The 21,560-nt window shown below is 73.2% G+C and carries 20 protein-coding genes; 14 read left to right on the forward strand and 6 right to left on the reverse strand.

The window, feature by feature from the left end; genetic code table 11:
• Nucleotides 1–47: 47 nt before the first annotated feature.
• Complete coding sequence (locus tag QP090_RS32180) at nt 48–587, reverse strand: NUDIX hydrolase (RefSeq protein ID WP_285943416.1); 540 nt, start codon at nt 585–587, stop codon at nt 48–50.
• A gap of 129 nt (nt 588–716) precedes the next feature.
• Between QP090_RS32180 and QP090_RS32185 the strand changes: the two genes are divergently transcribed.
• The 4 genes from QP090_RS32185 to QP090_RS32200 all read left to right on the forward strand — a co-directional run bounded on the left by QP090_RS32185 (nt 717) and on the right by QP090_RS32200 (nt 4,552).
• Nucleotides 717–1,475: a DeoR/GlpR family DNA-binding transcription regulator gene (locus QP090_RS32185; protein WP_285943417.1), complete on the forward strand. Its 759-nt coding sequence runs from the start codon at nt 717–719 to the stop codon at nt 1,473–1,475.
• Nucleotides 1,468–2,682, forward strand: a complete 1,215-nt coding sequence (locus QP090_RS32190; RefSeq protein WP_285943419.1) for an MFS transporter — start codon at nt 1,468–1,470, stop codon at nt 2,680–2,682. The genes QP090_RS32185 and QP090_RS32190 overlap by 8 nt, the downstream gene beginning before the upstream one ends.
• Nucleotides 2,683–2,927: 245 nt before the next feature.
• Entirely contained in the window at nt 2,928–3,296 is a 369-nt protein-coding gene (locus tag QP090_RS32195) for a YciI family protein (protein ID WP_285943420.1), read from the forward strand.
• Nucleotides 3,293–4,552 carry an RNA polymerase sigma factor gene (locus tag QP090_RS32200; RefSeq protein WP_285943421.1) on the forward strand — a complete coding sequence of 420 codons (1,260 nt, stop codon included), beginning with the start codon at nt 3,293–3,295 and terminating at the stop codon, nt 4,550–4,552. Before QP090_RS32195 ends, QP090_RS32200 begins: the two co-directional genes overlap by 4 nt.
• A gap of 30 nt (nt 4,553–4,582) precedes the next feature.
• Here QP090_RS32200 and QP090_RS32205 read toward each other — a convergent pair whose 3' ends face one another.
• Both QP090_RS32205 and QP090_RS32210 read right to left on the reverse strand, forming a co-directional pair.
• A complete protein-coding gene (locus QP090_RS32205) occupies nt 4,583–6,964 on the reverse strand; it encodes an ATP-binding cassette domain-containing protein (RefSeq protein WP_285943422.1) in 2,382 nt (793 codons plus the stop codon).
• A 101-nt stretch (nt 6,965–7,065) separates the two neighbouring features.
• Nucleotides 7,066–7,422 (reverse strand): VOC family protein, encoded by a 357-nt coding sequence (locus QP090_RS32210; RefSeq protein ID WP_285943423.1) that lies wholly within the window; start codon nt 7,420–7,422, stop codon nt 7,066–7,068.
• A gap of 198 nt (nt 7,423–7,620) precedes the next feature.
• Between QP090_RS32210 and QP090_RS32215 the strand changes: the two genes are divergently transcribed.
• The gene (locus QP090_RS32215) at nt 7,621–9,081 is read left to right on the forward strand and encodes an SMI1/KNR4 family protein (protein WP_285943424.1); all 1,461 of its coding nucleotides are present in this window, start codon (nt 7,621–7,623) and stop codon (nt 9,079–9,081) included.
• Between the two features lie 121 nt (nt 9,082–9,202).
• Here QP090_RS32215 and QP090_RS32220 read toward each other — a convergent pair whose 3' ends face one another.
• Nucleotides 9,203–10,123 (reverse strand): alpha/beta fold hydrolase, encoded by a 921-nt coding sequence (locus QP090_RS32220; protein ID WP_285943425.1) that lies wholly within the window; start codon nt 10,121–10,123, stop codon nt 9,203–9,205.
• 81 nt (nt 10,124–10,204) lie between these two features.
• Here QP090_RS32220 and QP090_RS32225 point away from each other — a divergent pair, with 81 nt between their 5' ends.
• A complete protein-coding gene (locus QP090_RS32225; RefSeq protein ID WP_285943426.1) occupies nt 10,205–10,750 on the forward strand; it encodes a helix-turn-helix domain-containing protein in 546 nt (181 codons plus the stop codon).
• Nucleotides 10,751–10,756: 6 nt separating this feature from the next.
• On the opposite strand, the gene QP090_RS32230 is transcribed toward QP090_RS32225, so the two are convergent.
• Nucleotides 10,757–11,242, reverse strand: coding sequence for a pyridoxamine 5'-phosphate oxidase family protein (locus QP090_RS32230; RefSeq protein ID WP_285943427.1), 486 nt, complete (start codon nt 11,240–11,242; stop codon nt 10,757–10,759).
• 74 nt (nt 11,243–11,316) lie between these two features.
• Nucleotides 11,317–11,820 (reverse strand): DinB family protein, encoded by a 504-nt coding sequence (locus QP090_RS32235; protein WP_285943428.1) that lies wholly within the window; start codon nt 11,818–11,820, stop codon nt 11,317–11,319.
• A 49-nt stretch (nt 11,821–11,869) separates the two neighbouring features.
• Here QP090_RS32235 and QP090_RS32240 point away from each other — a divergent pair, with 49 nt between their 5' ends.
• The 8 genes from QP090_RS32240 (at nt 11,870) to QP090_RS32275 (ending at nt 21,466) form a co-directional block, all read left to right on the forward strand.
• Nucleotides 11,870–12,622, forward strand: coding sequence for a YqjF family protein (locus QP090_RS32240; RefSeq protein WP_285943429.1), 753 nt, complete (start codon nt 11,870–11,872; stop codon nt 12,620–12,622).
• A 255-nt stretch (nt 12,623–12,877) separates the two neighbouring features.
• The gene (locus QP090_RS32245) at nt 12,878–14,038 is read left to right on the forward strand and encodes an ROK family transcriptional regulator (protein WP_285943430.1); all 1,161 of its coding nucleotides are present in this window, start codon (nt 12,878–12,880) and stop codon (nt 14,036–14,038) included.
• Between the two features lie 12 nt (nt 14,039–14,050).
• Nucleotides 14,051–15,079 (forward strand): extracellular solute-binding protein, encoded by a 1,029-nt coding sequence (locus QP090_RS32250; protein WP_285943431.1) that lies wholly within the window; start codon nt 14,051–14,053, stop codon nt 15,077–15,079.
• Nucleotides 15,080–15,191: 112 nt separating this feature from the next.
• A complete protein-coding gene (locus tag QP090_RS32255; protein ID WP_285943432.1) occupies nt 15,192–16,256 on the forward strand; it encodes an ABC transporter ATP-binding protein in 1,065 nt (354 codons plus the stop codon).
• Complete coding sequence (locus QP090_RS32260; protein ID WP_285943434.1) at nt 16,253–18,046, forward strand: ABC transporter permease; 1,794 nt, start codon at nt 16,253–16,255, stop codon at nt 18,044–18,046. The genes QP090_RS32255 and QP090_RS32260 overlap by 4 nt, the downstream gene beginning before the upstream one ends.
• Nucleotides 18,047–18,096: 50 nt before the next feature.
• The gene (locus QP090_RS32265) at nt 18,097–19,557 is read left to right on the forward strand and encodes a lyase family protein (RefSeq protein ID WP_285943435.1); all 1,461 of its coding nucleotides are present in this window, start codon (nt 18,097–18,099) and stop codon (nt 19,555–19,557) included.
• Nucleotides 19,554–20,501: a carbohydrate kinase family protein gene (locus QP090_RS32270; RefSeq protein ID WP_285943437.1), complete on the forward strand. Its 948-nt coding sequence runs from the start codon at nt 19,554–19,556 to the stop codon at nt 20,499–20,501. Before QP090_RS32265 ends, QP090_RS32270 begins: the two co-directional genes overlap by 4 nt.
• Entirely contained in the window at nt 20,498–21,466 is a 969-nt protein-coding gene (locus QP090_RS32275; protein WP_285943438.1) for an amidohydrolase family protein, read from the forward strand. The genes QP090_RS32270 and QP090_RS32275 overlap by 4 nt, the downstream gene beginning before the upstream one ends.
• Nucleotides 21,467–21,560 lie beyond the last annotated feature (94 nt).

Here is a 21,560-nt window from a genome sequence, read left to right on the forward strand (position 1 = left end):
CTCGCGGCGACGCCGTGGGCGCCCGGATCCCCGGGGCGGTCGAGCGGTCACACCCACACGTAGTTGTCGTCGGTCACGGCGGGCAGGGCCGCGTCGGCGAGCGCGGCGCTCGGGCGGGGGAGCGCGGCGAGCGCCGGGCCGATCGGCGGGAAGATCGGCAACCCGGCGGCCGTGCGGTGGTCAATCCACTGGATCAGACCGATCTCGTGCCCGCCGGGGACCTCGTCGTACTCCTCGGTGGCGAGTCCGGCGCGGACCTCGGGGGTGACGTGGAGCCGGTAGATCAGGTGCAGCTTGCGCGGCGGGGGAGTGGCCCCGGGACGGGAGACCATCTGGTCGACCACCCACAGCAGCTCCGGCTCGCGGGCCTGGGAGGGGGCCAGGCCGAGTTCCTCGGCCAGTTCGCGCCGCAGGGCGGCGAGCAGGTCCTCGCCGTGCTCGACGTTGCCGCCGGGCGGGGTGTAGTGGACCGATCCGGGCCGGTCGCGGCGGATCAGGGCGACCTCGTCGCCGCAGAACACCAGGGCGCCGACGCGGACCTTGATGCGGGTGAACGGCGGCGTCGCGGCGTCGTTGGGGAAGCTCATGGCACCAGCATCGCCGACCGCGCGGCCGGCGGCCGGGGACGGCGGGTCAGGGGGAGCCGGTCGGGGCCCAGCTCACCGGGTGACGAGCTCGCACTTGAAAAGAGTCGCATCCCATGTTCGTATGAAAACATGGATCTTTCAGAACGCCACGCTCTGATCATTGACCGGCTTCGAAGTGTGGAGCGGGTGGACGTGGCCGAGCTGGCCCGGGCGATCGGCACCTCCGAGGTGACGATCCGGCGTGACCTGGAGCAGCTGGCCGAGCAGGGCGTGCTGCGGCGGGTGCGGGGCGGCGCGGTGAGCCTGCTGTCCCGGGGCGAGGGACCGCCGTTCGCCTTCCGCGAGGTCGACAACGTCGAGGCCAAGCGGCGCATCGGCGCCGCGGTCGCGGGACTGATCCAGGACGGGGAGGCGGTGGTGGTCGACGGCGGCACCACCGGCCTGGAGGTGGCCCGGGCGCTGGCCGGACGGCGGGTGACGGTGATGCCGCTGTCGATGCAGGCGGCCGGCGCCCTGGCGAACGCGGCGCCGACCCGGATCATCCAGGCGGGCGGGGAGGTGCGGCCGGGCGAGCTCGCGGTCACCGGCCCGCTCGCGGAGGCGGGACTTCGGGCGCTCCGGTTCGACACGGCGGTCCTGTCCTGCTGCGGAGCCTCGGCCGAGCACGGGGTGACCGCCTACGATCCGGCGGACGCGTCGCTGAAGTCGGTGGCGATCTCCTCGGCGGCGCGGACGATCCTCGCCGCCGACGCCGCCAAGTTCGCCCGGACCGCGATGGCGGTGGTGGCCCCCCTGACCCGGGTGGACGTGCTGGTGACCGACACCGCCGCGCCGCCGGAGGCCCTCGAGGCCATCGCCGCGCTCGGCATCGAGGTGCACCGTGTGTGATGCGCGGGCGCTCCCGTCCGGCCGGGAGCGCCCGCCAGTCACCGCCGCGGCGAGGGGCGGGGCCGCCCGGACGGCCGTCACGGTCGTCTTCGTCGTGCACGGGCTGCTGTTCGCCTCGTGGACCGCGCACATCCCCGACGTCAAGGCCGGTCTCGGGCTCGGGGACGGGTCGCTCGGGCTGGCCCTGGCCGGCGCCCCGGTGGGATCGGTCTGCGCGATGGTGTTCGCGGGCGCGCTCCTGTCCCGGCTGAGCAGCCGCACGGTCGTGCGGATCACCCTGCCCGGATACTGCCTGGCGGGCACCCTGATCGGAGCGGCCGGATCGATGCCGCAGCTGTTCGCGGCCCTGGCGCTCTGGGGCGCGTTCCAGGGAGTCCTGGACATCGCGATGAACGCCCAGGCCGTCGCGGCCGAACGGGCCCGGGGCCGTCCGATCATGACGACGCTGCACGGGTGCTGGAGCGTCGGGGCGCTGGCCGGCGCGGGCATCGGGGCGGCCGGCGTCGCCGCCGGGGTCCCGCTGCCGGCCCAGCTCCTGCCGCTCGGCGTGGTCGGGATGCTCGCCGGCCTCTGGCCGACGGCGCGCTTCGCGGATGATCCGGCGCCCCCGCACGGCGATCGGCGCGGCGGCTCCCGCGCCTCCCGGCCGCTGCTGGTCCTCGGGGCCATCGCGTTCGCGGGACTGCTGTGCGAAGGGGCGGTGGCCGACTGGGCCGCGGTCTACCTCCGCGAGACGCTGCGCCTGGACGGCGGAGCCGCCGGACTGGGCTACGCCGCCTTCGCCGCGTCCATGGTCGTCGTACGCCTGTCCGGCGGCCACCTGCAATCCCGCTTCGGCCCCCGCCCGCTGGTCACCGCCCTGTCCGTGCTCGCCGCCGCGGGCCTGGCCGGCGGGCTCCTGCTGGCCGAGCCGGCCGCCGCGATCGCCGGGTTCGCCGCGCTCGGCATCGGTCTGGCCTCGGTGGTCCCGGTGGTGTTCAGCGCCGCGGGCAACCAGCCGCGCCTCCCTCCGGGGACCGGCATCGCCACCGTCTCCGCGATCGGTTGGACCGGGTTCATGTGCGGGCCCGCGGTGATCGGGTTCCTCGCCGACCGCACCTCGCAGCCGATCGCGCTCAGCCTCATTCCGGTGCTGCTGGTCCTCATCGCGGGCGCCGCCTGGGCCACGCCCGTCCTGAATCCCGCCCGTCCCGAGGAGGGTGCCTGACAGGCGCGCCACCTGGCGAAGGGCGCCGGGCGCCGGGACCGCGCGGCCCCGAACTGCGGCAGGCCGGCGCCGATGGATGGAACGTCCCTGTCTATCCTTGGACTGCGGCCTTCTTCGAGGTGGCCGGTGGCGCCACCAGGCGATTGGTCCCCTGCGGGATGTCAAAATCGCGCCGCCCGCTACGACCCACCTCCGTAAGGCGGCGCGCGACGCGCCACCGAAGGCCGTGACATCAAGGAGACGACGTGAAGTTCCTACTGATCATGCACACCAACCCGCTGGTCTGGGACGCCCTGACCGAGGCGGAGCGCAACGAGGTGATGACCGGCCACGGCGCGTTCATGGAGACCGTCGAGGCGTCCGGAGAGATGATCTCGACCGCGGCGCTCGCGGAGCCGTCGGCCAGCGCCGTGGTGCGCGTCCGGGACGGGGTCCCGGCCGTGACCGACGGGCCGTACCTGGAGGCCAAGGAGTACGTCGGCGGCTACTACCTGGTCGAATGCGAGAACCGCGAGCGCGCGCTCGAGCTGGCCGCGCTGATCCCGGACGCCGGGGTCGAGGGGCTCGGCATCGAGGTCCGCCCGGTGCTCTTCGCGGCCGCCGCCGGGGGGTGAGCACACCCGAACGCCTCGGGGACCTGCTGCGCGAGCTGGCGCCGCGGGTCCTCGGGGCGCTGCTCCGCCGGCACGGAGAGTTCGACTCCTGCGAGGACGCGGTCCAGGAGGCGCTGCTGGCGGCGGCGACGCAGTGGCCGGAGGAGGGCGTTCCGGACAACCCGACGGCCTGGCTGGTCACCGTGGCCTCCCGCCGCCTGGTCGACCACGTGCGCAGCGAGCAGGCGCGCCGCCGCCGGGAGGCCGCCGTGGCCGCGCGCGAGGCACCGGACGCCGACCTCGCACCGGCCCCCGGCGACGGCGGTCCGGGGGACCGGGACGACACGCTGACGCTGCTGTTCCTGTGCTGCCATCCCGCACTGACGCCCGCCTCGCAGGTGGCGCTCACGCTGCGCGCCGTCGGCGGGCTGACCACGGCCGAGGTCGCGCGGGCGTTCCTGGTCCCCGAGGCCACGATGGCGCCGCGGATCAGCCGGGCCAAGCAGCGGATCAGGGCCGCCGGCGGGTCCTTCGCGCCGCCGCCGGCGGCCGAGCGGGCCGAGCGGCTCGGGGCCGTCCTGCACGTGCTCTATCTGATCTTCAATGAGGGGTACACCGCCAGCTCCGGACCCGATCTCCAGCGCCATGAGCTCACCGAGGAGGCGATCCGGCTCACCCGGATGGTGCACCGGTCGCTGCCCGGTGACAGCGAGGTCGCCGGGCTGCTGGCGCTGATGCTGCTGACCGACGCCCGCCGGCCGAGCCGCACGGGCACGGACGGCGCCCTGGTGCCGCTGGCCGAACAGGACCGGAGCCGGTGGGACGCCGCCATGATCGAGGAGGGCACCGCCCTGGTGGCCGGCGCCATGGCCGCGTCCCCCCTCGGCCCCTACCAGCTCCAGGCGGCGATCGCCGCGCTGCATGTGCAGGCGCCGCGGGACAAGGACACCGACTGGGAACAGATCCGCGTCCTCTACCGGATCCTCGGCCGGATCGCGCCCAACCCGATGGTCACCCTCAACCATGCCGTCGCGGTCGCGAAGACCCGCGGCCCGCGCGCCGGGCTGGAGATGCTGGAGACCCTCGACCGCGACGCCCGGATGCAGGGCCATCACCGCCTCCACGCGGTGCGCGGGTACCTGCTGGAGCTGGCCGGCGAGCCCGCCGCCGCGCGGGAGGGCTACCAGGCGGCGGCGCGGCTGACGACGAGCCTCCCCGAACAGCGGTACCTGAGGGACCAGGCCGCGCGGCTGGCCCCTGATGCCGGTGAGCACTGACGGAGGTGATCGGGTCCGCGCGGGCCTCGGTCAGGTGCCGGTGTAGGCCGCGAGGTGCTCGCCGGTGAGGGTGGAGCGGGCGGCGACGAGGTCGGCGGGGGTGCCGGTGAAGACGATCCGGCCGCCGTCGTGGCCGGCTCCGGGGCCGAGGTCGATGATCCAGTCGGCGTGCGCCATCACGGCCTGGTGGTGCTCGACGACGATGACCGACTTGCCGGACTCGACGAGCCGGTCGAGCAGGCCGAGCAGCTGCTCGACGTCGGCGAGGTGCAGGCCGGTGGTCGGCTCGTCCAGGACGTAGACGCCGCCCTTGTCGGCCATGTGGGTGGCCAGCTTGAGCCGCTGCCGCTCGCCGCCCGACAGCGTGGTCAGCGGCTGGCCGATGGTGAGGTAGCCGAGCCCGACGGCGGCGAGCCGGCCGAGGATGGTGTGCGCGGCCGGGACCCGCGCCTCGCCGGCGCCGAAGAACTCCTCGGCCTCGGCCACCGACATCGCGAGCACCTCGCTGATGTCGAGGCCGCCGAGGTGGTAGTCCAGCACCGAGGCGTCGAACCGCCGGCCCCCGCACTCCTCGCAGGTGGCGGCGACGCCGGCCATCATCGCCAGGTCGGTGTAGATGACGCCGGCGCCGTTGCAGGCGGGGCAGGCGCCCTCGGAGTTGGCGCTGAACAGCGCCGGCTTGACGCCGTTGGCCTTCGCGAACGCCTTGCGGATCGGGTCGAGCAGCCCGGTGTAGGTCGCCGGGTTGCTGCGCCGCGAGCCGCGGATCGGGCCCTGGCCGATCGCCACCACGCCCGCGCCGGCGGGGATCGACCCGTGCACGAGTGAGCTCTTGCCGGAGCCGGCGACGCCGGTGACGGCGACGAGCACCCCGAGCGGGATGTCGACGTCCACCTCGCGCAGGTTGTGCATCCTCGCGCCGCGGATCTCCAGCGTGCCGGTGGGCGTCCGGACCTTGTCCTTGAGGGCGGCCCGGTCACCCAGATGGCGGCCGGTGGTGGTGCCGCCGGCCCGCAGTCCCTCGACGGTGCCCTCGAAGCAGACGGTGCCGCCCGCCGCGCCGGCGCCGGGGCCGAGGTCGACGACGTGGTCGGCGATCTCGATCGTCTCCGGCTTGTGCTCCACGACGAGCACCGTGTTGCCCTTGTCGCGCAGCCGCAGCAGCAGGCCGTTCATCCGCTGGATGTCATGGGGGTGCAGGCCCGCGGTGGGCTCGTCGAAGACGTAGGTGACGTCGGTGAGCGAGGAGCCCAGGTGGCGGATCATCTTGACGCGCTGAGCCTCGCCCCCCGACAGCGTGCCGGCCGGCCGGTCGAGCGAGAGGTAGCCCAGCCCGATCTCCACGAACGACTCCAGGGTCCGCCGGAGCGAGACGAGCAGCGGCGCCACCGACGGCTCGTCCAGGCCGCGGACCCATCCGGCAAGGTCGCTGATCTGCATCGCGCAGGCGTCGGCGATGCTGATCCCCTCGATCTTCGACGACCGGGCCGGCGCGCTGAGCCGGGTGCCGTCGCACTCGGGGCAGACGGTGAACGTCGTCGCCCGCTCCACGAACGCGCGGATGTGCGGCTGGAGCGCGTCGATGTCCTTGGACAGCATCGACTTCTGGATCTTGGGGATCAGGCCCTCGTACGTCAGGTTGATGCCATCGACCTTGATCTTGGTCGGCTCCCGGTAGAGGAGGTCGTTCAGCTCCTTCTTGGTGTATTTGCGGATCGGCTTGTCCGGATCGAAGTAGCCGCAGCCGGTGAAGATGCGGCCGAACCAGCCGTCCATGCTGTAGCCGGGGACCGTGAGCGCACCCTCGTTCAGCGACTTTTCGTCGTCGTACAACTGGGTGAGGTCGATGTCGGAGACGGTGCCCCGGCCCTCGCACCGCGGGCACATGCCGCCCAGGCGGTTGAAGGTCTCCCGCACGGTCTTGCGGGCACCGCGCTCGACCGTGATCGAGCCGCGCGCCCGGACCGAGGGGACGTTGAAGGCGTAGGCGTTGGGCGAGCCGATGTGCGGCTCGCCCAGCCGGCTGAACACGATGCGCAGCATCGCGTTGGCATCGGTCGCGGTGCCGACCGTCGAGCGCGGATCGGCCCCCATCCGCTGCTGGTCGACGATGATCGCCGTCGTCAGCCCCTCCAGGACGTCGACCTCGGGCCGCGCCGGCGCCGGCATGAAGCCCTGCACGAACGCGTTGTAGGTCTCGTTGATCATCCGCTGCGACTCCGCGGCGATCGTGTTGAACACCAGCGAGGTCTTGCCCGAGCCGGAGACGCCGGTGAACACCGTCAGCCGCCGCTTGGGGATCTCGATGCTGACGCCCTTGAGGTTGTTCTCGCGCGCGCCGTGCACGCGGATCAGGTCGTGGCTGTCGGAAACGTGCGGTGCGGGCGGCTGCGCGTCCGTCCTCGTGGCCATGTTCACCGTTCCTCCCTCTGTCGGCCGGGACCGCCTTCGTGTCATCGGTGGGCCGATGCCCGGTGTGGCGACAGTACGAGCGCGGGAGCCGTGGTCGGTACTCAGCGGTCCTGAAGCAGCCCGAGGACGTTGCCGTCGGGGTCGGTGACGGTGGCCACCAGGCGGCCGCCGCCGACGTCGTGCGCGGGCTCCCGCACGGTGGCGCCGGCGGCGGTCACCTCGGCGAGCTTCGCCTCGATGTCCGGCACGTGCCAGTAGGCCACCGGCGTGGCCGGGGCCTGCGGTCCGCCGCCCGGCACCAGCCCGATGTGCTGGCCCGCGGCCTCGAAGCCGACGTAGTAGGACTCGTCGGCCTGCGGCGGCACGCCGAGCAGGGCGGCGTACACCTTCTTGGACGCCGCCAGGTCGGAGACGGGGTGCAGCACGGTCTTGATCCCCTGGGTGGAAGAGCCGGTCATGGTCGCTCCTGGAGTCGTGGGTCACACCGGTGAACGGTGAGGTCGATGTCGATCACGCTAGTTGCGGCTCGGTGAACGGCGCTTCTCGATTCCTGATCGGTCTGGTCAGCGCGTGATCAGGAGGCGGCCTCCGATGTCGGTGGGCCCTGATAAAGATGATCGCTGCGGGACCGACCTTCGCCGAGGAAAGTGAGTGCCATGGCAGACGACCAGAACGTCGAGGCGGAGGCGCTGTTCCAGAAGATGGCCCTGAGCCTGGCCAAGGGGGCGCCGCAGGGTTACCGGCGTGCTTCCCTCAGTGCCCGGACCGACCGGCACGGCATGGAGGACGGGGTGGTGACCAATGTGCTCGCGAACGGCCGGTCGCGCCCCGGCCCGCAGAGTTTCCGCAAGCAGCTGAGCAGGATTCACGACCTGGACGGGGCCGGTACCGAGACGCTCTCCATCGAGCTGGCCGTCTATCCGACGGGCCGATTCGAGGCGCTCACCAGCCGGGCCATCAGCCCGAGCCGCCACTCGGGGGCCGGGACGGGCGGTCACGTCTATGCGCTCGATCCCGATGTCCCTCCGCCTGACATCGGGGACGACCAGCCGGGGCCGTTGGACGCCGCGCAGGCGGGGGATCCCGGGGAAGCGGTGCGGCTGCTGCGGCGTCACCTGGAGAAGCGGGCTGAGATCTTCGAGCGTCCGGCGGACCTCGCCGAACCCCTGCCCGAGCCGCTCGAATCCACGGCGATCGAGGACCTGGCGCACACCCTGGGCCTCGACCTCCCCGACGACCTGCGCGCGCTCTACACCGTGGCGGACGGCGACGGCGGCGCCGGGCTCATGGACCGCCATCCGTGGTTCGGGTTCAGAAGGCTCGTCGACTTCTGTCTGGGCGACCGCTGGTGGGCGGCCCGCGACACCTGGTGCGATCACCGCGTGCGCGATGAGACCTCCCCGCCGGGCGTCGTACGGCGTTCGGCCGACCGTCCCGGCTGGATCCCGTTCGCCGAGAGCACCGGCGGCGACTTCCTCGCCGTCGACATGGACCCCGCGCAGGCCGGCCGGCCGGGGCAGGTCATCCGCATCGGCCGCAACCACGACGCTGGTGCCGTCTTCGTCGCCGATTCCGTGACCACGCTGTTGCGCCTCCAGTTGGAGGCGCTGGAACGCGGTGCCTATACGTGCGATGCGGAGAATGCGGAACTGTGGATCGATGCGGAGTTGCCCGCGCGGCGCGGGCCCTCCGGCCCGGGCACCGTCCGAGAGACCGGGCCGCGTCGCGATGAAGTACAGGTGCTCTCCCTGACCGGGGAGACCGATCTGGCCTCGTTGGCGGGCCACCCGACGTTGCGGATGCTGACGGTCAAGGCGTCCGGCCCCGTCTCCCTCGCGCCGCTTCGCGACTGCCCGCGGCTGTACGGACTGGACCTGTCGCAGGCGTGGGTGCGCGATATCGAGGCGGTCTCGGAAATGGCGGGGCTGCTGTATCTGTCACTGCGCCACGACCAGTGGACGGATCTGTTCGAGCGGACCGATCGTCTGCCCGCACTGGCCGCACCCGCGCTGGCCGGTGCGCCGACCCCCGGAATGCTGGCGGAATGGGCGTCCCGCTTCGGGCCGGGAGGCGATGGCGACGGCTTCCGCTACCACACCGGACAGCTGACGGTCTGAGAGCCGGCCGGTGCGGGCAGCGGCGGCACCGGCGAGACCCAGGACATGCTCGACTTCTGCGCCCGGCACGGCATCACCGCCGCGACCGGCCTCGGCGGCGCCCTCGCGGGGCGCCGCCGTGTCATCTGCCGAGCAGGTCGCGGATCGCCTGGAGCACGGCGTCGGTCTGCTGAATGTGCATGTACTGGTGGGAGGCGTGTTCGAGCACGCGTTGCTCGCCCCGGGGAACGGACGCGGCCATCGCCGCATGGAGGGCGCGCACGCCATCGTGCGCTTCGCGCATGAGCTGCTCGGACATGAACTGCGCCCAGTACGGGTTTTCGCCACCGGCGGTGAGCACCATCAGGGGGACGTCGGGCAGCTCCCCTCCGTGGCGGAGTTCGTCGTAGACCTCGGTCTCGAAGTTCTGCGTCTCCCGCAGGCTCGTCCGCCACTCCGCGAGGTGGTGTTCGATGAGCGCCGTCCGGACCGGGCCCGGCCATTCGGCGTGGAGCTGCGCGTACTGCTCTCGGGCGGCCTGGATCTGCTCGGCGGTCAGCTCCGGCAGCTCCTCCAGGTCGGGCTTCATCTGCTCGGCCGCTCCGGCCGCCTGCTCCGGCATGTAGTCGAGGATGTCCTCATGGCCGGGGTCCAGCAGGAGCAGCCCGGCCACCTCGCCGGGAAAGAGCTGGGCGTAGCGGCGCGCGTAGAAGGCCCCCAGCGAATGGCCGACCAGCAGGTAGGGGGCGGGCACGGCGGCGGCGCGCAGGAGGTGCCGGAGCTCGCCCGCGACCTCGGCCGGCGTGCGGGGCAGGTCGACGGGCTCGCTCCAGCCCGTCCCGGCGCGGTCATAGAGCACGCTCGTGGTGAGTTCGGCCGTCCGGTCCTGGACGTTCAGGAAGTCCAGGCCGACCAGGCCGGCCCCGGGCAGGAACACCACGCTCGGGCCGCCGGTGCCCGAGCGGTGCAGCATCAGCCGCCGTCCGCCCGCGTCGTGGAGACGCCCCAGCGGCGGTGCGTCCTCCATCGTCCCGGCCCGGCTGTCGGTTGATCGGCCGTGCATCGCGGCTCCCTCGGTGAGCGGCGGGATCCCGCCGACTGTTCGCAACTTTGCGAACGGTATCGCATATGAGATCATTCCGGCGTGGAGGCCTTGGAGCTGTTCGCGCATCCGGTACGGCTGCGCATCGTGCACGCCCTGTCCGGGGGACGGGTCGTCACGACCTCCGAGCTGTGCGCCCTGATCCCCGACGTCTCGAAGGCCACCGTGTACCGGCACGTGGGCGTGCTCGCCGACGGGGGAGTCCTGGAGGTGGACGCCGAGCAGCGGGTGCGCGGCGCGGTCGAGCGCCGGTACCGGCTGAGCCGGGACCGGGCGGTGATCGACGCCGGCACGGTCGCGTCGCTGTCCGCCGGCGACCACCGCCGCGCGTTCGCCGCGGCGATGGCCGTCCTGATCGCCGAGTTCAACGCCTACCTCGACCGCGACCGCGCCGACCCGGCCGCCGATGCCGTCGGCTACCGGCAGCACGCGCTCTGGCTCAGCCCGGACGAGCTCGCCGAGATGATCTCCGAGATGCGGGGCGCGATCGCGCCCCGGCTGGCGAACGAGCCCTCGCCGCACCGCACCCGGCACCTGATCAGCCCGATCCTGTTCCCGATCGAGGAGCCGCCCGTGCCGGGGGAGTAGCGGTCGCTACGCGCGCGTGAAGTGGTGCAGTTCCCGGCCCGGCCGCCACAGGTCGATGGCCATGACGGCCCCCTCGATCCGCGTCAGCACGGCCTCGCGGATGTCGGTCTTGAAGAAGTGCGACTCGCCGAAGGCGGCGGGGTCGAGTCCCCGCGCGGTCAGCATCGGCGCGATCTGGTCGCGGTCGGTGACCGCGACGGCGCGGCCGGACAGCTTGGCGTCACCGGGCGCCGCACCGGCGTCGCCGAGAATGACCGGGGGGCCGTGGAGCGCGAACCGCGGATCACGCAGCAGGTCCCGGCCCTTCAGGGCGCCGGGCATCGATCCGAACCACAGGTCGTCGCCGACGAAGTAGGCCTCGATGCCGCTGACGCGCGGCGAGCCGTCCTTGCGGAGCGTCGCGATGGTCTTGTGCTTGTTCACCTCGAACGCCGCCCGGATCCGGGCGGCGAACTCCGGTGCCGAATCGGATACCTCACGCCAGTTCGCCATGGACTCCCCTGTGGTCTCGAAGCTCGACGCCCCAGCTTGCCGCCCGGGACCGACAGAACAGTCCCGGCGGCGGGTCACTCGCCCACTGCACCGTCGATGGTCTCGCGCAGGAGGTCGGCGTGGCCGTTGTGTCGCGCGTATTCCTCGATCATGTGGGTGAGGACGTAGCGGAGCGAGATGGATTCGCCTCGAAAATCCACCGTGTCGTCCAGGGAGGCGATCGTGTCCGCGGTGGCGCGGGAACGGTCGCATTCCGTGTGCCAGAGCGCGAACGCCTCGTCCACCTCGGCGTCCTCGACCTGGAACTCGGCGAGCTCGCCCTCGGCTCGCGGCCAAAGGGGCGGGGCGTGCTCGCCTTTGACCGCGAGACGGAACCAGGCGCGCTCGACCTCGGCCGCGTGCCGTACGAGGCCGAGGAGGGAGAGGTCCGAGGCCGGAATCGCCTTTCGCTTGAGTTGTCCGTCCGTCAGGCCCTCGCATTTCCAGGCGAGGGTCGCGCGCTGGTAATCGAGGAACGCCGTCAGTGACGCACGGTCGCCGGCGGTCTTGGACGGTTCCCTGCGCCGTTGATCGGTCACCGGACGATGATGGCAGACCGAGTCCGCGGCCTTCTGCGATGCTGGCGCGATGCCCACCGTTCCGCCGGTTCCGGAGCCGATCACCGCCGACCCCCCGGTGCCGATCACCAGTCCGCTGCTCACCCAGTCCTGGCTCGATCTGGCCTTCGTCCATTGGGTCGTTGACCCCGCGGACGTGGCGGGGCTGCTGCCGGCCGGGACGGCGCCCGACACGCTAGGCGGCGTCACCTACGTCGGCCTGGTCGCGTTCCGGATGCACCGCGTGGGGTGGTTCCGCCTTCCCGGGGTGCCGTATCTCGGCACGTTCCCCGAGACCAACGTCCGCCTCTACTCGGTGGACGGGCACGGGCGGCGCGGCGTGGTCTTCCGTTCGCTGGACGCCTCCCGGCTGATTCCCGTGATCATGGCGCGGGTCGGTTTCCGGCTGCCCTATCTGTGGTCCCGCATGTCCGTCCGCCGCGATGGCGACACCATCGGCTACACCAGCTCGAGGCGCTGGCCGGGTCCGCGCGGTGCGCACAGCCGGATCACCGTGCGGGTGGGCGGGCCGCTGGAGGAGCCGAGCGAGCTGGAGCACTTCCTCACCGCCCGGTGGGGGATGCACAACGCCTCGTTCGGACGGTCGATGTACCTGCCGAACGACCATCCGCGCTGGCCCCTGCACCGGGCCGAGCTGATCGAGTGCGACGAGGACCTGGTGTCGGCGGCGGGCCTGCCGGAGCCGGTGGGCGCACCGGTGAGCGTGCTGTACTCGCCCGGCGTCCCGGTGCGCTTCGGCCCGCCCGCCCGGCCTCGAAGGTGACGTGCGCGCCGTCCATGACGCCGTTGTCTAGATGATCGGTAGCCGTCCTCGACGCGGTTGCCGGAGGCCGGGGTGACGCCGCGTCGGCCGCCCCGTCCAGCGCCTTGGCGACCGCGGGGCGCCGGCCTCCGCGTCCGCTGGACCCGGCTCTAGGCGTCACACCGTTCGGTGCGTGCCCCTTCATCCGCCGGACCGGTGGAATTCCTCGGCCTGACACCTTCACAAAGTTACTTCGGATGCCGTATAAAGTACGCCATGCCTGACACAACGGGACGTTCTGCCCCGACCGGGAACGAGGCGCTGCGCCGGATCCGCACCGACGCCGTGCTCGCCGCGCTGCGCGAGCACGGCCCCGTGTCGCGCACCGGCCTGGCCGATCTCACCGGGTACCGGCCGTCCTCGCTCACCGAGATCGTGCGCGATCTGATGGGCAGCGGCCACGTCCTCCAGGTCGGCACCGGAGACTCCTCCGGAGGCCGCAGGCCCCGCCTGCTCGCCTTCAATCCGGCCGCCGAAACGCTCGTCGTGGTGTCGCTGGAAGGCGACCAGGCCCGCGCCGCGGTGGTGGACCTGGCCGGAGAGCCCTACGGCGAGCACACTCGGCGGATCGACGCGGCCGACCCGTTCACCGGGCTGGTCGCCCTCATCGGCGAGGCGGTCGCGGGATCGACCGGGCCGGTCCCGGGCCGGGTGGTCTTCTCGGTGCCCGGGGTGGCCACGGTCGAGGGCGCGGTGACCCTGTCGCCCGTCCTGCGGGCGCTCGGCGACGACTCGCTCACCAGCACGCTGGCCGACCGAGTCGGGCTGCCGGTGCGGACCGAGAACGACGTCAACCTGGTCGCGCTCGGCGAGCGCGAGCAGGGGGCCGCCGCCGACGTGGACGACCTCGTGCTCATCTACGTCGGGTACGGCGTCGGCGCCGCGCTGGTCACCGGCGGGGCGCTGTGCCGGGGCGCGGCCGGGTTCGCCGGGGAGATCGGCTTCCTGCCCGCCGGGCCGCCGCCGGAGCCGCACGAGGGCGGGCGCGGCCGGTTCGAGCAGCGCTGGAGCGTGCCAGGCATCGCCGCCGCGCTGGCCGGGCCGGACGGGCCGGCGCCCGCCGACCCGGTCGGCGAGCTGGCCCGCCGCGCCGGCGAGCCGGAGGTCGCCACGCTGCGGCGCTCGGTCATCGAGGCGTGGGCGTATGCGGCGATCGTCTGCTCGTGCGTGGTCAACCCCGCGCGGGTGGTGTACGCGGGCGCGGCGGTGCGGCTCGGCGAACCGGGGCTCGCCGAGCTGCGCGCGCTGGTCGCCGCGTCCGCGCCGTCCGCCCCAGAAGTGATGTTCGCCGAGCTCGGGGCCCGTGCCCTGCATGTGGGCGCGGTGTCGCCCGCGGTTTCATCGTCGGCCGTGGTCGCAACCCGGCCGACCCCCTGAAGGAGTAGCAGCATGCGCAAGATCGTCCTGCTCGTCGCGAGCGCCTTCGCGCTCGCCGGTGTCACCGCCGGGTGCGGTATCAGCGCCTCGGACGAGTCCAACCTGACCATTTACACCGCCCGGGACAAGGGCCTGGCCCAGAACGTCGTGGACGCCTTCGAGGCCGCCAACCCCGACTACAAGGGCAAGGTCCGGCTGCTCACGCTGGGCGCGCAGGAGGCCGCCGAGCGGGTGTCGGCGGAGAAGGGCCGCCCGCAGGCCGACATCTGGTGGGGCGGCACGCAGCAGCAGTTCGTCCAGTCGGCCGGCGCGGGGCTGCTCGCGCCCGTGCCGGAGGCGGTCAAGACCAGCATCCCCGAGAAGTACCGCGACGCGCAGGGCCGCTGGGTGGCCGAGATGCTGCTCAACGAGGTCATCTTCTACAACGACAAGATGCTCAAGCCCGACCAGGCCCCCAAGGACTGGGACGACCTGGTGAAGCCGGCCTACAAGAACAAGATCATCGTGCGGGACGTGGCCGCGTCCGGCACCATGCGCAGCATCTACTCGGCGATGATCTCCCGCAAGGGCAAGGACGGCGACCCGGCCGCCGGCTACGACTGGCTGCGCAAGCTGGACGCCAACACCAAGGTCTACGCGGCCAACCCCACCGACCTCTACCTGCGCATGCAGCGGCAGGAGGCGCCGGTGTCGGTGTGGAACCTCCAGGACGTGCTGCTCCAGCGCAAGAACAGCAAGGCCCCCTTCGCCGTCGTCTCCCCGGCTTCGGGCGTCCCGCAGCTGCTGGACGGCGTCGCCAAGATCGCCAAGGGCCCCAACTCCGCGGGCGCCGACGCGTTCCTGACCTTCCTGCTCGGCCAGGAGCAGCAGAAGAAGCTGGCCGAGGAGTGGTTCCAGATCCCGACCGTGAAGATGGACGCCCCGCCGAGCTGGCTGGCGCCGCTGAAGCTGACCGAGATGAAGGTCGACTGGGACGCGGCCGCCGCCAAGGAGAACGAGTGGATCACCCACTGGGGCTCGGCCATCAAGAACAAGGGCTGACCGGCCCGCGCTGACCGCACGTTCCAGGGGGCGCCGCGCCGCCCCCTGGAACGTGCCACCCCTCGTTCCGTCCGCGCTCCCCGAGCACCGCGAGCGTCTAAGTGAGGCACCCATGATCCCCGTCCGGCTCGACCGCGTCGGCAAGCGCTACGGCACGAACGAGTTCGTGGTCAACGACATCGACGTGACCATCGGCTCCGGTGAGTTCTTCACCCTGCTGGGGCCGTCCGGCTGCGGCAAGTCGACCACCCTGCGCATGATCGCCGGGTTCGTCGCCCCCACCACCGGCCGCATCCTGTTCGGCGAACGCGAGGTCACCTCCACCCCGCCGAACAAGCGCGGCACCGGCATGGTGTTCCAGAACTACGCGCTGTTCCCCCATCTCAACGTCGCGCAGAACGTGGCGTACGGGCTGGTCACCCGCAAGGTGCCCAAGCCCGAGCGGACGCGGCGGGTCGAGCGGGCCCTGGAGTCGGTCGGGCTCGGCGCCCTCGCCGACCGGCCCATCGACCGGCTCTCCGGCGGCCAGCAGCAGCGGGTCGCGCTGGCCCGCGCCCTGGTGATCTCCCCGGAGGTGCTGCTGCTGGACGAGCCGCTGTCCAACCTGGACGCCAAGCTGCGCGAGGAGACCCGGACCGAGATCCGCCGGGCCCAGCGCGAGGCGGGCATCACCAGCGTCTACGTCACCCACGACCAGGCCGAGGCGATGGCGATGAGCGACCGGATCGCGGTGCTGGACGCCGGCCGCCTGCATCAGGTCGGCACCCCGCGCGAGATCTACCACCGTCCCGCCACCGCGTTCGTCGCCCGGTTCATCGGCAGCAGCAACGTGCTGGACGCCGAGGTCGTGGCGAGCTCGCCGGACGGCGCGGTGGTCGAGCTGGCGAGCGGCGGCCGGGTCGAGGCCGCCCGCCCGGCGGACCTGGCGGTCGCCGCGGGGGACCGGGTCGCGGTGTCGGTCCGGCCGGAGAACCTGCGGCTGACCGCGCCGGGCACCGGGACGCTGGACGCGGTCGTCACCGCGGCCGAGTTCACCGGCGCCAGCAGCCAGTTCGACGTGGCCTGCGGCGACCTCGAGCTCTCGGTCACCGCGCCGGACTCGGCCGAACTTCCCCGGCCCGGCGACACCGTCGGCCTGCGGGTGGACCCCGGGCACGCATGGCTGGTGCGCCGATGAGTACCGGCACCCTCACCACCGCGCCGCCCGACACCGGCGGCCGGGCCCGCCGCCGGCTGCCCTCCCGCGACTCCGACAGGTTCGTGTACGTGCTGGCGCTGCCGGTCATCGCGATCCTGGTGTTCTTCGTCCTCATCCCGATGCTGGCCACCGCGCGCACCTCCGCCGGCGGCGCGGGGTTCGCGGCCAACTACCGGGCGCTGCTGTCGGGGTCGGGCGCGCACGCGCTGCTGCTGTCGATCGGCACCTCGCTGGCGTCGGTGCTGTTCTGCGGCCTCCTCGGCACGCTGCTGGCCGTCCTGCTGAACCGGTTCGAGTTCCCCGGACGGCGCGCGCTCTCGGTGTTCGCGGTGCTGCCGATGGCGCTGCCGCCGCTGATCGGCGCGGTGTCGTTCGTGCTGCTCTACAGCGAGACCGGGATCGTGCCGCGGGCCCTGCACGCGGTCACCGGGCTGAACCCGGGCGCGGTGTCGGTCGGCGGTGTGGCCGGGGTGGTCCTGGTGCACGCCTTCACCATGTACCCCTACTTCTACCTGTCGGTGTCGGCGTCCCTGGCCGGGCAGGACGTCTCGCTGGAGGAGGCCGCGACCAACCTCGGCGCGGGACGGTTCCGGGTGTGGCGGACGGTGCTGCTGCCGATGCTCACCCCGGCGCTGGTGTCGGGCGCGCTGCTCACCTTCATGATGTCGATGGCCTCCTTCACCGCGCCGCAGTTGTTCAACGTGCAGACGCTGACGATGGAGATCGTCTCGGCGCGCACGTCCGGCAACGCCGAGCTGGCCGCGACGCAGGCGACCGGGCTGTCGGTGGTGTCCATCGTGTTCCTGGTGGGGATGCGCTGGTACCAGAACCGGCGGGTGCACCGGAGCCTGTCGAAGGGGGCCGCGGCGGTGCGGCGCGGGCCGTCGTCGGGACCCGCGCGGGCCGCCGCGGGGCTGGGCAGCCTGCTGCTCACGGTGGTGCTGATGGCGCCCGTCCTGGTGATCGTGCTGGTGTCGTTCTCGGCGGACGGCGCGTGGACCACCCAGATCCTGCCGCCCTCGTACACGCTGGACAACTACCTTCAGATCTTCACCGAGCCGAGCAGCCTGCTGCCGGTCTCGGTCAGCGTGCAGGCCAGCCTGCTCGCCACCGCGGCGGCGGTCCTGGTCGGCGCGGCGGCGGCCTGGGTGGTGGCCCGGTGGAAGCTGCCCGGACGGTGGACGATGGACGTGGTCATCATGCTGCCCTGGGCGCTGCCCGGCACCGTGATCGGCGTCAACCTGGTCACCGCGTTCAACGAGCCGGGCGCCTCCAACCTGGGGCTCACCCTGGTCGGGACGCTGTGGATCCTGCCGGTCGCCTACTTCGTCCGGTTCGTCCCGCTGGTGTTCCGGTCCACCGGGGCCTCCCTCGACCAGCTCGACCCGTCGCTGGAGGAGGCCGCCCGCAACCTGGGCGCCGGGCCGCTGCGGGTGCTGCGCACGGTGACGTTCCCGCTGGTGCTGCGCGGCGTCCTGGCCGGCGCGCTGCTGGCCTTCGTCGACGGCGTCGGCGAGTACGTGGCCTCGGTCGTGATCTACCCGCCCGGCGTCGTGCCGATGTCGGTGGAGATCTACAACCGGATCTACGCCTCCGAGTTCGGCACCGCCGCGGCCTACGGCGGCCTCCAGATCGTGCTGATCCTGCTCGTCCTGTTCGCCTCCCGCCGGCTCGAGGAGGGCCCCCGCAGGGGCCGCTCCCGCCGCTCCCGCCGCGACGGCCCGGCCGGCAGCGGATCCGCGGCGGCGTCGGCCCTGACGGTGGGCTGACCGGCCGACCCCCCTGTGCAAATCGTCGATTCGTGGAAAGAGTGTTCTCGATGCCCCTCTCCGTGTACTGGCAGAACCACCTGCGGGTGGCGTTCGAAGAGTCCGCGCCGCAGCTGTACCGGCCGATGCTGCACGCGAGCCTGGCGCACGTCGTCATGCTCGCCGAGCAGGGCCTGCTCCCGGCCGAACGGGCCCGGCGCCTGCTCGGCGGCCTGCGCGCGCTGCTGGCCGAGGACGACGACGCGCTCGCCTTCGACGGCAGCGTCGAGGACGTGTACTACCTGACCGAGCAGCGGCTGGCCGCCGCCGCCGGGATCGAGCCGTCCGAGCTCGACGTCCAGCTCGCCAGATCCCGCAACGACCTGGACGCCGGAGTGTTCCGGATGGTGCTGCGCGACGGCGTCCTGGACCAGGCCGAGCAGGCCCTCGGCGCCGCCGCCGTCGCCGCCGCGCAGGCCGACCGGTACGCTGACGTGCTGATCACCGGGCAGACCCACCGCCGCCCCGCGCAGCCGACCAGCCTCGGCCACGTCCTGGCCGGCTACGGCGAGGCGCTGATCAGCCAGGCCCGGGAGATGCTCTCGGTCTACGACGAGCTGAACGTCAACCCGCTCGGCTCGTGCGCGTTCGCGGGCACCGACCTGCCGATCTCCGCCGACCGGCTGACCGGGCTGCTCGGCTTCCGCGAGAGCTTCACCTCCAGCTACGAGGCGGTCGCCGGGGCCGAGCACCTGGTCCGCACCGGCGCGATCCAGGCCCGCGCGCTGGCCACCGGCGCGCGGATGGCCCGCACCCTGCTGGACTGGATGACCTGGCGCTGGATCGCCACCCCCGACGCCTACTGCCAAGGGTCCAGCATCATGCCGCAGAAGAAGAACCCGGTGGTGCTGGAGCACATGTGGTCGATGGCCGGCGCCGCCGCCGCCGACATGGCCGCCACGCTCAACAACGTCGGCGCCGCCTGGTACGAGGACTCCAACAACGCCACCACCGACGTCCAGCAGCACCTGTGGCGCGGCGGTGACCGCGCACTGCGCTTCCTCACCCTGATGCGCGGCCTGCTCGGCGAGATCACGCCGCTGGAGCCGCCGGCGCCGGACCAGGTGGTCGCCACCGGCGCCACCACCACCGCGATCGCCGAGGCCCTCGCCGGCGCGGGCGTCCCCTGGCGCGGCGCGCACTCGGTGGTCGGCGCGCTGGTCCGCCAGGCGCCCCCCGCGGAGTGGACCGAGGACCTGGTCGCGTCGGCGATCGCGGGCGCCGGGCTCGGCACCGCCGACCGCGCGGTCGTCCGGGCCGCGCTGGAGGCCGGGCTGCGGCCCGAGCGGGTGCTGGACCGCCCCCAGACGGGCGGTCCCGGACGCGACGCGGTGCGCCGCACCGCCGCGGGCGTGACCGCGGCGGCCGAGGCGCTGACCGGCGAGTTCGCCGAGCGGCGCGGCGCGCTGCGCCGCGCCGAGGACGCCCTGCGCGACGCCGTCGACGAACGTCTCGCCGCGAGCGACCGGTGAGCGGTGCCGTAGCCGGGCCGGCCCGGATCACCGTGGTCGGCAACGTGAACCTGGACGTCCTGGTCTCCGGGGTGGCCGAGCTGCCCCCGCCCGGCACCGAGCGGATCGTCCCGCCCGTCGTGCTGCGCGCGGGCGGCTCGGCGGCCAACACCGCGATCACCCTGGCCAGGCTCGGCCGGGAGACGGTGCTGACCGGGCTGGTCGGGGACGACGACACCGCGCACCTGCTGCGCCGGCAGCTCGACATCCCCGGCCTGCGCACCCACCTCACGCGGGTCCCGGACCGGCCCACCGGGGTGACGGTCGCGGTGGAGGCGCCCGGACGCGACCGCGCGTTCCTGTCGGCGCTCGGCGCGATGGCCGTGCTGGACGCCGGTTCGGTCCCCGAGGAGGCACTGCCGGCGGAGTTCCTGCTCCTGTCGGGCTACTTCCTGCTGCCGGCCGTCCAGGGGGACCCGGCCAGGGACCTGTTCGCGCGCGCCAAGGCGGCCGGGGCCCGCACCGCGCTCGACACCGGATGGGATCCCGGCGGCTGGCCCGCGTCCACCCGCGCGGAGGTCGTCGCCGTGCTCGGCGGCGTGGACGTGTTCCTGCCCAACGAGGACGAGATCCTGGCGCTCACCGGCGCGGCGTCGGCCGAGGCGGGCGCGCAGGAGATCGCCGACGGCACCGGGGCCACCGTGGTCGTCAAGCGCGGGGCGCGCGGCGCGCTGCTCGCCCGCCCGGGCGCGCCGCTGAGCGTGCACGCCACTCCCGAGGTGGCCGTGCGCGACTCGACGGGGGCGGGCGACGCCTTCAACGCCGGGTTGCTGCACCGCCTGGCGGGCGGCGCCGACGCCGCGGACGCGGTGGAGTACGGGACCCGCGTCGCCGCCACCGTGATCAGCAGACCCTCCGACGACCGGGCCTTCACCCCGGGCGACGTGCTCGAGGGGGCACAGTGACCACGGCACCGCGCGACATCCCCGTCGTCGACTTCCACCTGCACTTCCGCATGGAGCACGACCCGGCCACCCGCGACCTGGCCGGGGGCCAGTTCGGCTGCGCCGACCACGACGAGCGGGCCGAGGCGCGGCGGCGCGAGCAGGTCGCCGAGCAGTCGCGGCGCTGGCGGCGGGCCTGGGGCTTTCCCGACCCCGAGTCCGGGCCCGGTGCCGGACGCGGCTGGGAGGCCGAGGCCGACCTGTGGCTCGCCGAGCTCGACCGCCACCGCATCGAGCACGCCGCGTTCGTCACCGGCTGCGGCGACGAGAACGTCGCGCGGCTCGTGGCCAGGGCCCCGGGCCGGTTCTCGGGGATGGCCAACCTGACGGACCTGACCGCCCCGGACGCCGCCGCGCGCCTGGAGCACGCGGTCACCGAGCTCGGGCTGCGCGGCCTCAAGCTGTTCGCCCCGCTGCTGCCGCACCGGATCGACGACCCGGCGGCGGACCCGGTCTGGCGGGTCGCCGCCCGGTACGACATCCCCGTCCTGATCCACTTCGGGCACTGCGGGTCCAGCGGCGGGATCGCGCACAACGCGCGGATCGAGCCGGCCTGGCTGGAGCCGGTGGCCAAGCGCCATCCGGGCGTCACGTTCGTGATCCCGCACTTCGGCGTGCAGCACGTGCAGCAGGCGCTGTTCCTGTGCTGGGCCTGCCCCAACGTGTGCGTGGACACCTCGGGCTCCAACCAGTGGGTCCGCTGGATGCCCTACCGGCTCACCCTGGAGGACCTGTTCCGCCGCTGCTACGAGACGATCGGGCCCGACCGGATCGTCTTCGGCAGCGACTCGTCCTGGTTCCCGCGCGGCTACTGCGACCGCTACCTCGCCGATCAGCTCCGGATCTGCCACGAGATGAACATGCCGGAGCGCGATCTCCGCCAGATCTTCGGCGGCAACGCGACCCGCCTCCTGCGGCTGCCCTGAGCTGAGCGGCCTCTCTGAGGAGGGCAGCGGGGGGACGGTGTCCGCCGGCCCCGCAGCGCGATGACGCCCGCGCCGTCACGTGGCCCCTCGTCCA

Source organism: Actinomadura xylanilytica, assembly GCF_030283145.1.
Lineage (GTDB): Bacteria > Actinomycetota > Actinomycetes > Streptosporangiales > Streptosporangiaceae > Spirillospora > Spirillospora xylanilytica.